The organism is Chloroflexota bacterium (assembly GCA_015478725.1).
GTDB lineage: Bacteria > Chloroflexota > Limnocylindria > Limnocylindrales > CSP1-4 > C-114.
Genome location: JADMIG010000014.1, coordinates 23504 through 36920, shown reverse-complemented (window position 1 = coordinate 36920; position 13417 = coordinate 23504). Strand labels below are relative to the sequence as shown.

General features: G+C 71.9%; 13 protein-coding genes. 10 read left to right on the top strand and 3 right to left on the bottom strand.

Annotation, left to right across the window (positions count from 1 at the left end; translation table 11 throughout):
• Window position 1: 1 nt before the first annotated feature.
• From IVW53_09965 to IVW53_09950, 4 genes are all read left to right on the top strand, one after another.
• The gene (locus tag IVW53_09965; GenBank protein MBF6605892.1) at window positions 2-1249 is read left to right on the top strand and encodes an SLBB domain-containing protein; all 1248 of its coding nucleotides are present in this window, start codon (window positions 2-4) and stop codon (window positions 1247-1249) included.
• Window position 1250: 1 nt separating this feature from the next.
• Window positions 1251-1475: a ferredoxin gene (locus IVW53_09960; protein MBF6605891.1), complete on the top strand. Its 225-nt coding sequence runs from the start codon at window positions 1251-1253 to the stop codon at window positions 1473-1475.
• A gap of 535 nt (window positions 1476-2010) precedes the next feature.
• Window positions 2011-2466, top strand: a complete 456-nt coding sequence (locus IVW53_09955; protein MBF6605890.1) for a methylglyoxal synthase — start codon at window positions 2011-2013, stop codon at window positions 2464-2466.
• 137 nt (window positions 2467-2603) lie between these two features.
• On the top strand, window positions 2604-2747 hold the full coding sequence (locus IVW53_09950) for a hypothetical protein (GenBank protein ID MBF6605889.1): 144 nt from the start codon (window positions 2604-2606) through the stop codon (window positions 2745-2747).
• A 56-nt stretch (window positions 2748-2803) separates the two neighbouring features.
• Here the strand turns inward: IVW53_09950 and IVW53_09945 are convergent, their stop codons facing one another.
• Window positions 2804-4147 carry an MFS transporter gene (locus IVW53_09945; GenBank protein MBF6605888.1) on the bottom strand — a complete coding sequence of 448 codons (1344 nt, stop codon included), beginning with the start codon at window positions 4145-4147 and terminating at the stop codon, window positions 2804-2806.
• 109 nt (window positions 4148-4256) lie between these two features.
• On the opposite strand from IVW53_09945, the gene betA reads away from it, so the two are divergent.
• Window positions 4257-5915, top strand: coding sequence for a choline dehydrogenase (gene betA / locus IVW53_09940; protein ID MBF6605887.1), 1659 nt, complete (start codon window positions 4257-4259; stop codon window positions 5913-5915).
• Window positions 5916-5921: 6 nt separating this feature from the next.
• On the opposite strand, the gene IVW53_09935 is transcribed toward betA, so the two are convergent.
• On the bottom strand, window positions 5922-6758 hold the full coding sequence (locus IVW53_09935) for an NAD(P)-dependent oxidoreductase (protein MBF6605886.1): 837 nt from the start codon (window positions 6756-6758) through the stop codon (window positions 5922-5924).
• Window positions 6759-6920: 162 nt separating this feature from the next.
• Between IVW53_09935 and IVW53_09930 the strand changes: the two genes are divergently transcribed.
• From IVW53_09930 to IVW53_09910, 5 genes are all read left to right on the top strand, one after another.
• Window positions 6921-8192 carry a GAF domain-containing protein gene (locus IVW53_09930; protein ID MBF6605885.1) on the top strand — a complete coding sequence of 424 codons (1272 nt, stop codon included), beginning with the start codon at window positions 6921-6923 and terminating at the stop codon, window positions 8190-8192.
• 2 nt (window positions 8193-8194) lie between these two features.
• On the top strand, window positions 8195-8902 hold the full coding sequence (locus tag IVW53_09925; GenBank protein ID MBF6605884.1) for a response regulator transcription factor: 708 nt from the start codon (window positions 8195-8197) through the stop codon (window positions 8900-8902).
• A gap of 143 nt (window positions 8903-9045) precedes the next feature.
• Window positions 9046-10443, top strand: a complete 1398-nt coding sequence (locus tag IVW53_09920) for a GGDEF domain-containing protein (protein MBF6605883.1) — start codon at window positions 9046-9048, stop codon at window positions 10441-10443.
• Between the two features lie 368 nt (window positions 10444-10811).
• Window positions 10812-12512: an acetolactate synthase large subunit gene (locus tag IVW53_09915; GenBank protein MBF6605882.1), complete on the top strand. Its 1701-nt coding sequence runs from the start codon at window positions 10812-10814 to the stop codon at window positions 12510-12512.
• Between the two features lie 167 nt (window positions 12513-12679).
• A complete protein-coding gene (locus IVW53_09910; GenBank protein MBF6605881.1) occupies window positions 12680-13024 on the top strand; it encodes a LysM peptidoglycan-binding domain-containing protein in 345 nt (114 codons plus the stop codon).
• A gap of 170 nt (window positions 13025-13194) precedes the next feature.
• Here IVW53_09910 and IVW53_09905 read toward each other — a convergent pair whose 3' ends face one another.
• Window positions 13195-13413 (bottom strand): hypothetical protein, encoded by a 219-nt coding sequence (locus IVW53_09905; protein MBF6605880.1) that lies wholly within the window; start codon window positions 13411-13413, stop codon window positions 13195-13197.
• Between the last annotated feature and the right edge of the window lie 4 nt (window positions 13414-13417).

Here is a 13417-nt window from a genome sequence, read left to right as displayed (position 1 = left end):
GATGGCGCCCGCAGCGACGGCGGATCGCCTGCTCGCCGGACCGCAGTTCAGCGCCGGTGCGGAGTCGTTCGCCGAGCATCGAGCGCGCCTCGGGCCGTTGCCGATCGCCGACGCCCGCAACGGCCTCATCGACACGATCGAGCGCAGCGGACTCCTCGGCCGAGGTGGCGCGGGGTTCCCGGTCGGCAGGAAGTGGCGAAGCGTCGGGGCGCGATCGGGCGGTCGAGCGGCGGTCGTCGCGAACGGGGCGGAGGGTGAGCCACGGAGCGCAAAGGATCGCTCGCTCATGACCCTGCGCCCGCATCTCGTCATTGACGGGGCGATCCTCGCCGCAGCCGCCGTCGGGGCGGACGACGTCGTCCTCTACGTCGGGATGGAGCACCGGGCGGCGGTCGACGCGCTCGTGCGGGCCGTCGCGGAACGACCTCTCGGCGGCGGACCGCCGCTCCGGATCGTCGAGGCACCCATGGGATACATCGCCGGCGAGTCGTCGGCGATGGTCCACTACCTCGAGGCTCGCGACGCCCGCCCCATGGCCGTCCCACCGCGTCCGCACGAACGAGGGCTCGGCGGGCGGCCGACGCTCATCCAGAACGTCGAGAGCCTTGCGGCCGCCGCGCTCATCGCCCGCCATGGCGACGAGTGGTTTCGCGCCACGGGCCGCGATCTGACCCCCGGGACCGCGCTCGTGACCGTCACCGGACCCGTTGCCGGGACGGGCGTCCGGGAGATCGAATACGGGACGACGCTCCGCGAGCTCGTCGACGCGGCCGGCGGCCTGACCGCAGCGACGGACGCGGTGCTCCTCGGCGGGTACTTCGGCGGCTGGGCAGCGACCGAGGGTCGCTGGGACGAGCCCCTCGACCCTGCGTCGCTCTCGTCACGCGGCCTCGGCTTCGGCTGCGGGATGGTCGCCTTCCTGCCCGCGGACGCATGTGGCGTGTGGGCGACGTCCCGGATCATGGAGTACATGGCGGGCGAGAGCGCCCGCCAGTGCGGCCCGTGCATCTTCGGACTCGGCGCCATCTCCGGGGCCCTTCGCCGGCTCGCGACCGGAGCCCACCACGACGGCGACCTCGCCGATGTCACGCGCTGGGCCGGTCAGATCGCCGGCCGCGGCGCCTGCCACCACCCGGATGGGGCGGCGGGCCTCCTCCAGAGCGGTCTCCGCGTCTTCGCCGACGAGTTCGCCCTCCACGAGCGGACGCACGGCTGCTCACGGCCGACGGCGGCAGCGAGGCGTGTCTGAGATGGGCGACGTCCTTCGCATCGACCGCATCCGCTGCGACGGCTACGGCATGTGTGCCGAGCTCCTGCCCGAGCACATCGCGCTCGACGACTGGGGTTATCCGATCTTCCGATCGGGGCCGATCCCGCACCGGCTCGTGCCGCTCGCCCGGCGAGCGGTCGAGGTCTGTCCGGTGCTCGCCCTCTCGCTCGTGCGGGAGCGGGCGCATCCCTCCAGCGATCACTGAGGCGCCGGATGGCCGGGAACGCCGGGCGAGCCCGGGACGCCGGGAACCTCGGGGCCGGAACGCCGGGGCCGGAACGCCGGACGATCCAACCGGCGCACGACGCCTTTGGACGGCTGCGCGACCGGTCCGTCGTGCGTGCCGACGATGGGCGTCATCCCTCGGATGGAACGCTGGGCGAGCGAACTGCCGCAGACAGGGCACGGCCGATCGCTCGCGGCCAGTCTCCAGCGTCGGTTGGAACCCTGGGCGAGCCACGCCGGCCACGCCGATCCCTTCCAGCGTCGGATGGAACGCTGGGCGAGGCTCGCCGGCCACGCCGAGCCACGCCGGCCACGCCGGCCACGCGAGCGCATGAGCGCCAAGGCCCGGCACGGGCCGACGCTGCGACCCGTGAGAACATCAGGCCGGCGCACGCAGCGAGAGCGAAGATGCGGCGAGGTCGAACGGCGGCCAGGGCCGGACGAGTGACGGCGACGGGCAGGCGGAGCCCTCGCGCATGTGGGCCGCCCGCGGAACGAAGGAGAGGCACGGCACGATGGACGACGTTCCGGGGCGGCGACAGACGATCGGCCTCGTGGCCCACGACAACAAGAAGACCGACATCATCGAATGGGCGAAGTACAACCGTCTCACGCTCGTGCGGCACGACCTGGTGGCCACCGGCACCACCGGGACGCTCCTCGAGGACGAACTCGGCATCGGCATCGTCAAACTCCAGAGCGGACCGCTCGGCGGAGATCAGCAGCTCGGAGCGCTCATCGCCGAAGGCGGCATCGACCTTCTCATCTTCTTCTGGGATCCCCTCGAGCCGCAGCCGCACGATCCCGACGTGAAGGCGCTCCTCCGCCTGGCCGTCGTCTGGAACATCCCGGTCGCGTGCAATCGAGCGACGGCCGACTTCGTCATCTCGTCGCCCCTCATGACGAGTGGCTACGAACGGCAGACGCCGGACTACAACGCCTACATCGATCGGTATTCGCGACCGGAGTAGGCGGGCAGGAGCGGGGCGACCGAGGGCGCGCTGGGGCAGGGCGCCAGGAGGCAGAGGCACGGCCGGGGCAGCCCGCACCACCAGACACCTCTCCGGGATCCGAGTCGTTGAGGTGGTGTTGACGCGCCGAGCGGACGGTGAGTCTCGCGGGCCTGCAGTTCGGCGAGGCGATCGTCGAGCGCCTGGACGCGACGCGGCATGACCCGAGCGTCCGGGTCGAGCTCGCGTGGGAGCCGACGAGCCAGAAGTTCGATGTGCTCGTCCGGCGGACCGATGGCTGAGTCGAGCGGGGCCTGGCCAGAGGTCGAGATGGGAGTCCAGGCTCCCGGCTGATCGCTCAGCGGGCTCGGCGGCGAGGGCCGGCGATCCACAGAGCGGCCGACCACGTCGCGACTGCCGCGACGATGACCGGGATGAGGACGGCGTACGACCCGAGACGGTCGAGTCCGAGCGCGCCGACGTAGACGGCGATCGTGCCCCCGATGGGGTACGCCACCGCGAGCAACCCGAAGATCGTCCCGAAGTTCGGTCCGCCGAAGACGTCGTGGAAGGCCGCCGAACGGACGGCGATCGTCGCCCCGGTCCCGACCCCGTGGGCGGCGAGGCCGGCGATGGCGAGCCCGGGCGAGACGGACGCGAGACCGATGGCGGCGACGGCGCCGCCGAGGACCACGACCGCCGATCCGATGCCCACCCCCCGCCGGCCGACGCGGTCGGAGAGCCAGCCGCCGACGAGCTGACCGACGACGTAGGCGAGCGACTGGAATCCGAGGGCGAAGGCCGCCAGCTCCGCGGACATCCCATTCCGCACGGCGTTCGGCAGGAACGCCTGGAGGACGCCCTCGTCGAACGCCCCGATCGCGGCCGCCCCGATGAAGAGGACGAGGAACCGCCGCGTGCGCACGGCGCGCCTGACGCTGTGGCGACCGTCGCCGCTCCCCACCGGCAGCGGCTCGAGTCCCGCGGCGACGGCGCCCGGGGCCGCGGTCTCGTGGAGCCCCGACGCGCGCGACGCGATCGCCGATTCCGCCGCCCGGGTGGGCGACTCCTCGCGCCCGCTGGAACGTCCCTCATGGACCGGGCGCCTCGCGGGGACGACGATGGACGGCCCGCTCGTCATGAGCCACACGAACGCGACTCCCACGAGCGAGGCGCCGAGGAAGACGAGCGAGGTCGCTCGCCAGCCGGCCGTGGCGATGATCCCGGCGGCGACCGGCAGGGCGACGGCGACCCCGATGCCCGGCCCCGCATACGCGACCCCGAGGGCGAGCCCGGAGATGCCCGCGTAGCGACGGGCGACCGCGGTGGAGATGCCGATGAAGGCGAGCTGGAGGCCGATCGCGTGGAGGGCCGCATAGGCGAGGATCACGATCGAGATGTCCGGCGCGAGGTAGACGACGAGCCAGCCGGCGGCGTTGAGGACCATCGCCGCGGTGAGGAGATCCCGGTCGGCGAACTCGTCGAAGGCGCGGCCGAGGAACGGGCTCGCCACGGCGGTGACGATGAGGAACATCGTCCACGGGGTGACCGCGAGCGTCCGACCAATCCCGAAGTCCGCCGCGAACGCGACTGACAGGGCCGGGTACGTGTAGAGCCCGCCATAGACGATGGCGCCGATGACGAACGCCCCGATGAGCGGCAGCGAGACGCGGGACGCCCGTCGGGCGGCGTGGATGGCCATCGCCGCGAATCCTACCCGGAGGGCCCGGCCGCGCCGCGGGACGCTGAGGAGCCGCACGGACGCTGTCGGGGCCGCTCGGACCCCCGTCCGACGCTGCTAGCATCGGGGGATGGCCGAGCAGCGGTACGACGTCGTCATCGTCGGCGGGGGTTCCGCCGGCTGCGTGCTCGCCAACCGCCTGAGCGCCGATCCGGGAACCCGCGTCCTCGTCCTCGAGGCCGGCCGCCCGGACTCGCTGTGGGACGTCTTCATCCATATGCCGGCAGCGCTGACGTTCCCCATCGGGAGCCGCTTCTACGACTGGAAGTACGAGTCCGAACCGGAGCCGTTCATGAACGGCCGGCGGATCTACCACGCTCGCGGCAAGGTCCTCGGCGGTTCCTCGAGCATCAACGGGATGATCTTCCAGCGCGGCAACCCGCTCGACTTCGAGCGCTGGGCGGCGGACCCCGGGATGGTGACGTGGGACTACGCCCACTGCCTGCCGTACTTCAAGCGGATGGAGGACTGCACGGCGGCCGCGCCAGACGATCCATTCCGCGGCCACGGCGGGCCGCTCGGCCTCGAGCGGGGGCCCGCCTCGAGCCCCCTCTTCACGGCGTTCTTCGGCGCCGTGCAGGAGGCCGGTTACAGCCTGACCGAGGACGTCAACGGCTACCGCCAGGAGGGCTTCGCCGCGTTCGACCGGAACATCTGGCGGGGCCGCCGGCTGTCGGCGGCCCGGGCCTACCTGCATCCGGTCATGGACCGCCGCAACCTCACCGTGGAGACGCGCGCGTTCGCCAGCCGCGTCCTCTTCGAGGGGCGGCGGGCGATCGGCGTGGAGTACGTCCGGGGTGGATCGCGACGGCGGGTCCTCGCCGGAGAGGTGCTCCTCGCCGGCGGGGCGATCGCCTCACCCCAGCTCCTCCAGCTCTCCGGCGTCGGCCCGACGGAGCATCTCCGGTCGCTCGGGATCGACGTCGTGGCGGACGTGCCGGCCGTCGGCGAGAACCTCCAGGATCACCTCGAGGTGTACGTCCAGCATTCGAGCACCCAGCCGGTCTCCATGCAGCCAGCCGCCACGCAGAAGTGGCGACGGCCGTGGATCGGCTTCCAGTGGCTCTTCCTCCGACGCGGGCCCGGGGCGACCAACCACTTCGAGGGCGGCGGGTTCGCGCGGAGCAACGAGGAGGTCGCCTACCCGAACCTCATGTTCCACTTCCTCCCGCTCGCCATCCGCTATGACGGTTCGTCACCGGCCGGCGGCCACGGCTACCAGGTCCACATCGGGCCGATGTACTCGGACGCTCGGGGGTCCGTCCGGATCGTCTCGAGAGACCCGCGAGTCCATCCGGCAATCCGCTTCAACTACCTCTCGACGGCCCAGGATCGCCGCGAGTGGGTGGAGGCGATCCGGGTCGCCCGCCGGATCCTCGGCCAGCCCGCATTCGAGGCCTACGACGGCGGCGAGACCTCGCCAGGGTCGAGCGTCGAGACGGACGAGGAGATCCTCGCCTGGGTGGCGAGCGACGCGGAGACCGCCCTCCATCCGTCGTGCACCTGCCGGCTCGGGACCGACGAGTCGTCCGTGGTGGACCCACTGACGATGGCGGTCCACGGAACGAGCGGGCTCCGCGTCGTGGACGCATCCGCGATGCGGTACGTCACGAACGGCAACATCTATGCCCCGACGATGATGCTCGCCGAGAAGGCCGCGGACCTCATCCGCGGCGACACGCCGCTGCCGCCCGAACCGATCGAGTTCTACCGCCACCGACCGGCCTGAGCCGCGTCACTCGCGGACGTGGTCCGCCCACCGATGCGCCGGCCGGTAGCCGATGAGCTCGCGGGCGCGGTCGATCGAGAGGAGCGTCTCGCGACCCTCGAGCGGGCGGCGGAGCGGGACGGCGGGATAGATCTCCGCCATGAGCTCGGCGCTCGGGCGGGTCATGACCGTGTCCGCGGCCGCGACGATGCAGACGGACGCGCCGGACACATCCGCCTCGAGCGCGCCCCGGACCGCCGCCGCGACGTCGCGCGCGTCCACGTACCCCCAGAGGTTCCACCTCCGGAGATGCGGATCGCCCCACCAGCCCGGGAACGCGGCGTAGTCCTCGGGTTCCATGATGTTCGAGATGCGAAGGCCCACGAACGGGATCCCGGTCCGCCGGGCGAACTGCCCGGCCAGCGTCTCGCCGGTGAGCTTCGAGAGCGCGTACGACGATTCGGGCCGCGGCGGTGCGCTCTCGTCCACCGGGGCGTACGGCGGTGGCGCATCGTCGAACGGCAACCCGAGGACGGTCTCGCTCGACGCCCAAACGACCCGCTGGACGTGGTGCGCCTCGGCCGCAGCGAAGACGTTGTAGGTGGAGAGCACGTTCAGCCGGAAGGTCTCGCCCGCGGGTCGGAGCTCCGGGGCCGGGATCGCCGCGAGGTGGACGACGGCGTCCGCGCCGCTGATGACGTCGAAGCACTGACCGAGATCCGTGAGGTCCGTCCGGACGCACTGCCCGTGAGCGCTCCCATCGTGGGCGAGGTCGACGTTGAGCACGTCGTGACCCACCGCCCGCAGATCGCGGACGACCCAGCGCCCCGCCTTGCCGCTGCCACCGGTCACGACGATCCGCATCGCTCCTCCTCGCTCGTGTCCGCTCCCGTCGCCGATACGGTACATCGCGGACACGGGCGGACCCCGAGCCGCGGGCTCGGGTGACCGTTCCGCATCCGACCCGACCCCGGGCCGCAACCATCGCCGCACCGTTCGAGCCCTATCGTTTGTATCGTGATGGTCATGACGAGCCCGGAGATCGAGGGCCACGATCCCGAGGAGCAGCTCGCCCAGCTGCGGTTCCTTCACCGCGTCGCGCGTCTCGTCACGACGGCGCGGACCTGGGACGAGCTCCTCGAGACCGTCGTCGACGAGACACGGGACGCCCTGCGGGCCGACGTGTCGTCCCTCTACCTGCTCGACCGGGATGGCGTTCGCCTCACTCTCGCGGCGACGAACGGCCTCGATCGGTATCAGATCGGCCGGGCGCGCGTCCCCTTCGGCGAGGGCGTCACCGGCCGGGTCGCGGCGAGCCGCGAGCCGCTCGTCATCGACGACGTCGGGCGAGACCAGCGGTTCCTCTGGGTCCGCGGCATCGACCAGCGGCGATTCGTCAGCTCGATGCTGTCGGTCCCGCTCGTGTGGGGCGATGAGACGGTCGGCGTCCTCAACGTTCAGACCGAGCGGACGCGCCACTTCTCCGATTCGGATGTCGCCCATCTCGGCGCGATCGCCGATCTGCTCGCGAGTGTCGTCGAGAAAGGCCGCCAGCAGCAGGAGGCGGTCGCCCGGGCAGCCGAGCTCACGGCGATCGACGAGGCCCGGGCCGAGCTCATCGCGCTCGTCACGCACGAGCTGCGGACCCCGCTCGCCGTCGTCCGCGCATACGTGGACCTCCTCGCCGACGAGCCGCAGCTGAGCGGACGGCAGTCGCGCGACCCGGAACGCCGCGCCCGCCGGGCGGCCTGGTACCAGGGGACGATGGACCAGGTCGAGCGGCTTGACCGGCTCGTGGACTCGATCCTCGCGAGCGTCCGGGTCGAGCCGGACCATCCGGCCGAGGTCGTCCCTGTCGATGTGCGCGAGCTCGTGGGCGAGGTCCTTCGCGAGCTCGAGCCGCTGCTCGGTGGCCACCGCATCGTCGTCGCCGCGGATCGACCGCTCCACGCCCTCGCCGATCCGCCCCGGCTCCGCCAGATCGTCGAGCATCTCCTCGAGAACGCGGTGAAGTACGCCCCGCCGGGCTCGACCATCACCGTGGGCTGGGAGCTCGTCGAGGGAGTCGTCCGCCTCAGCATCGCCGACGAGGGCCCCGGCATCCCCGCCGAATGGCGTGAGCGGATCTTCGAGCCGTACGCTCGCCGGGACACCCGGACGGCGCGCGGTTCGGGCATCGGCCTCTACGCCGCGAAGCGGCTCGGCGAGTCGATGGGAACGCGACTGTGGTGCGAGCCGGCGTCGTCGCTCGGTGGCGCCCGGTTCGTCGTCGCCCTTCCGGCAGCGGTGGCGATCTGACGATGGGCGAGCGTCCGCTCCGCATCCTCGTCGTCGATGACGATCCCGCGATGGTCGGCGCCATCACCGCGCTCGTCGGCACGGAGGGCCACCAGGTCATCACGGCGTACGACGGGCTGACGGCGGTCAAGCGATTCCGCGAGGAGGCGCCGGACCTCGTCCTCCTCGATCTCGCCATGCCGGGTCCGGACGGCTTCACCGTCGCCGGCCTCATCCGGGCCGCCGGTCCGGCACCGATCCTCGTCGTGTCCGGCGAGAGCAGCGAGTCGGCGAAGGTCAGGGCCCTCCGGATCGGGGCGGACGACTACCTCGTCAAGCCGTTCGGGCGGGCCGAGCTCCTCGCCCGGATCGGGGCGATCATGCGTCGCGTCGAGCGGACGACGAGTGGCCCGACCGCCGGCCCGCTCGGGATCGGCGATCTCGTCCTCGAGCCCGCCCGACACGAAGCCCGCGTCCGCCGGACGTCGCTCGTCCTCACCCCCACCGAATACCGGCTCCTCGAGGCGCTCGTCCGGGCCGGCGGCGATCTCGTCCCCCACCTCCAGCTCGCCCGAGCCGGCTGGCCGGCCGAACCCGATCCCGATCTCCTCTGGCTCAAGCCCCACCTCGCCCGCCTCCGCGCCAAGGTGGAGGCGGCCGACGGTCCGGCGATCGTCGCGGTCCGCGGTGTCGGCTACCGCATCGTGGCCGGAGTCGCCTCGGGCCGCTGACAGCGGGCGGTACATCTGGGTCATGGTGGACGGAGCCGCAGCCGCCATGATCGGGCGATGCTCACCCTGCGGCAGCGGACCGGTCCGATCCATGAGGGCAGGTCGGGCGCGTCCATGGCCACCGGCTGTACGGTGGCCTGACGGTGACCACGCTCGAGCGCCGGATCGAGGCGCAGGCACCCGTCTCCCTTCGGGCCCGGATCGGCTCGACTGTCGCCGATCTCCGGTCGATCCCGGAGCGACTCCGCGGCTCGGAGTACCTGCGGGTCGGCCAGAGCGCACGCTTCCGGGCCGTCCAGCGGCGCCGGGTGCGATCGGCGATCCGGGTCGGATGCCTCGTGGTCGCCCTCGCCGATGCATTCGATGCCGCCGCCACGATCGGGCTCCAGGCCGACGGCACAGCCATATCGCTCGGGGTCGACCTCGCCACGATCGCGGTCGCCCTCGGCGGCTGGTGGGCGGTCGGCGGACGCCTCCGCCATCACCCCGAGGCCGTGGCCTGGAGCCTCAGCCTCGGCATCGCCATCTCGGACGTCGTCACGGAGATCGCCGCGCCGGGTCTCGCCATCCAGTCGATCGGCTACCTCCTCGTCCTGCCCGGGCTCATCGCCCTCGTCCTCCCGTGGCGGACGAAGGTCCACGTCCGCTGGCTGCTCGCCATGGCGGCGGTCTCAGTGACTGCCCTCGCGCTCGGCCCGGGCGACCGGCTCTCCGCCGACGAACGCGGCGATCTCGTCGTCGTCCTGTTCGTGGCCCTCGGGGCGAGTCTCGCCGGGCATGTCCTCCTTCAGCGAGCCCAGATCCGAAGCTTCGTCCAGCTCGAGGAGACCCGCGCGCTCCACCGCCGCGCGGATGCCGACCGGATCGAGCTGGAGCGCGCGCAGCACGCCCTCGAACTCACCGCCCGCATCGATCCGCTGACCGGGGCGAACAATCGCCGTCGTCTCGAGGAGGACCTGCGGGCGGTCCGCGCGCACATCGATCGATCGGGCATGATCTACGGCCTGCTCATGATCGACCTCGACCGCTTCAAGGCGATCAACGACCTCCGGGGGCATCTCGCGGGCGACGACGTCCTGCGGCGCGTCGCGGCGGCGATCCGCGCGTCACTCCGGGCGGACGACGCCGTCTATCGCTACGGCGGCGAGGAGTTCGTGGCGATCATCACGGTGTCCAACGCGGACCGGCTGTTCGCCGCCGCCGAGCGTCTCAGGCTCATCGTCGCCGCCCTCGAGATCGAGCACGTCGACAATCCGCCGTCGGACGTCGTCTCGATCAGCGTCGGCGCGACGCTCATCGGCCGGTTCAACCTCGATCTCAGCGTGGATCAATGGCTCGGCCAGAGCGACGCGGCCCTGTACGCGGCGAAGGCGGGCGGGCGCAACACGGTCCGGCTCGCCGCGATCCCGGCGGCGCTGCCCGAACCGGTGCTCATCCCCGGGCAGACGGACCGGGAGAGCGCGGTCGCGTCGCGCGTCGCACGCCCGGCCGGGCCCCGCGGCGCGCTCGCTCGCACACCCCGTCGGCGCTCCACAGACTGACGCGCTGCGGGCGGTCCTCGGGGGACTGCCGTGATTCCCGGACACGTCGTTGACGAGGATGCCTATCGGATCGAGCCCTCCGTCCCAGGGTTCCGGCAGATGGCCATCAGGCGGGCACTGGTCTGCAGGTCGGTGACAGGTGGCCCTCACCCGGGCATCTGGCAGGATCGACGTGCCGACCCGGCCCGCTCCACGCTCAGGTCTACGAGCGCCCCGTGGAGAGTCGGTGACCAACGCCCGCCTGGGGGTCAGCTGGCACGAACGGCGTGCCGCGACGTACCCCGCCCGATGGTTCCGGAGCCGGTGGGAGCCGGGCAGGTCTCCGCTGTCGACAACGTCCGCGGGAATCACGGCTAGACTCGCAACCCATGGCCCTCACACGCGCCCGGACGGCCGCCTCGCTGCTCGTTGAGTGCCTCGCCGCCGAAGGTTGCGGGTACGTCTTCTCCGTTCCGGGCGAGGAGACGATGGACATCCTCGACGCCCTGAGCCGCCAGGATGCGGTCCGTCACGTGACGACGCGGCACGAGCAGGGCGCCGCGTTCATGGCGGATGTCCATGGTCGGCTCACCGGCCGGGCGGCCGTGGCGATGGCGACGCTCGGGCCAGGGGCGACCAACCTCGTGACCGGCATCGCCGACGCGTTCCTCGACCACGCGCCGATGGTCGCGCTCACCGGCCAGGCCGGCCTGGACAAGACCCACAAGGAGGCCCACCAGTTCGTCGACATCGTGCGGATGTTCGAGCCCGTGACGAAGTGGAACCAGCGGGTCGAGCAGGTCGGCGCCGTGCCGGAGATCGTCCGCAAGGCGTTCAAGGTCGCCCAGCTCGAGAAGCCCGGCCCCACGCACATCGAGCTGCCGGAGAACCTTGCGGCGACGGCGGTGACGGACGATGCCCATCCCCTCGAACCGACGCACGCGTACTTCCCGGAGCCGACCGACGAGGCGATCGCCCACGCCGCCCGCCTCCTCCGCGAGTCGGAGCGACCGTTGGTCCTCGCCGGCAACGGCGTCCTTCGCCGGGATGCCGCAGCGCCGCTCCGCGCCTTCGCGAACGGCCTCCACGTCCCGGTGGCGGTCACCTTCATGGGCAAGGGCGCCATCGACGACCGCAGTCACCTCTCGCTCATGGCTGTCGGGCTCCAGGCCCGCGACCACGTGCTCTCCGGCTTCGACCGTGCGGACCTCGTCGTCGCGGTCGGCTATGACCTCGTCGAGTACGCGCCCTCGCGCTGGAACCCGGAAGGGCGGCGGCGGATCATCCACATCGATACCCAGCCTGCGGAGGTCGACGCGTTCTACCGACCGGAGGTGGAACTGATCGGCGACATCGAAGGCACGCTCGAGCGGCTGCTCGCGGCGGTCCTTCCGGACGGCGTCGGCGGACGGAGCGCGAGCGAGCGGCATCTGGCGCGCGAGACCCTCGTCCACCAGGACCTCCGCACCGCCCTCCTCGCCGATCTCCACGCCTACGAGCAGGACGATGGCTGGCCCATCAAGCCGCAGAAGGCGATCGCGGACCTCCGTCGAGCGCTGGAACCCAGGGACATCGTCGTGAGCGATGTCGGCGCGCACAAGGTCTGGGTCGGGCGGCTCTACCAGGCGTACGAACCGAACACCGTCATCATCTCGAACGGCTTCGCGGCGATGGGGATCTCGCTCCCCGGTGCGATCGCGGCCAAGCTCGTGCACCCGGACCGCCACGTCGTGGCCCTGTGCGGCGATGGCGGGTTCCTCATGAACTCCCAGGAGCTCGAGACCGCGGCTCGGATCGGCACGAACATCGTCGTCGTGGTCTGGCGGGACGACGGCTACGGGCTCATCGACTGGAAGCAACGAACGGAGTTCGGTCGCCCGTTCGGCGTTGAGTTCACGAATCCGGACTTCGTCGCCTACGCCCGCTCGTTCGGCCTCGCCGCGTTCCGGCCGTCATCGGCCGCCGAGCTCTACCCGACGCTCATGCGGGCACTCGAGCACGATGGCCCGAGCCTCGTGGAGGTCCCGATCGACTATCGCGAGAACCTCCGCCTCACCGAACACCTGGGCGCCCTGTCCGCCCACGGGTAGGCGGTCCGCCCGAACCCCCGGGGACGCCGGACGAGGGACCGTGGCGCGGGCAAGCGAAGTGGCGCAACATGGACGGTGAGCGAGCCGTCGAGCGGGGCGACGACAGATCCCGATCGACCACCATGCGACACAGATCGACCGCCATGCGACACAGCAGGGAGAGCGCGATGGACGTACCGGCCCGAGCTCGAGCGTCGATCACGGCGATCCTCACCGCGGCGGTGCTGGCCGGCTGCGGTTCGAGTTCGACGCCGGCACCGAGCCTGTCCGCGCCGCCGAGCGCCACCCCGGGCGCATCCGCGGCCCCGAGCGTCGCCGCCCCGACCGCGTCCGCCGCACCGAGCGTCGCCGCCCCAAGCCCGACGACCTATGTCGTCCGCAAGGGCGACACGCTGTACGGGATCGCGGTGAAGTTCCACGTCACGCTCGCGGCGCTCCGCAAGGCGAACCCGAAGGTGACCGACCCGCGGATGCTCCGGCCCGGCGCGAAGCTCGTCATCCCCGCCCCGTAGGGTCCCTTCGTCGCGGAGAACCGGCCCTCGGAACCGGCCCTCGGAACCGGCCCTCGGAAGGCACCCATCAAGGCCGCGATCGTGCATTGGTGAACCATTCACGGATGCACTGATCCGGAGCGCGCGACGATGTCCGGACGTTCGTCCGCCGAGGCCGGCGGCGGGCCGCGTCAGTCGAGCGTGCGGCCACCCGCATCGTGGGCGGCATCCGCGCAGTGCACGCGGCAGCCGCGGGCGTCGCGCCCACCGAGGGGGTTGAAATGCGCCCACGCGGCGCGGCTCGCCGGACGCTCCAGACGACAGCCGCACGTGGCACAGGTGACCGGCGCCGCCCGGCCGTCGCGCACGGCGTCGAAGCGGCGGAACGTCTGGTCGAACGGGTGGATCATCGTC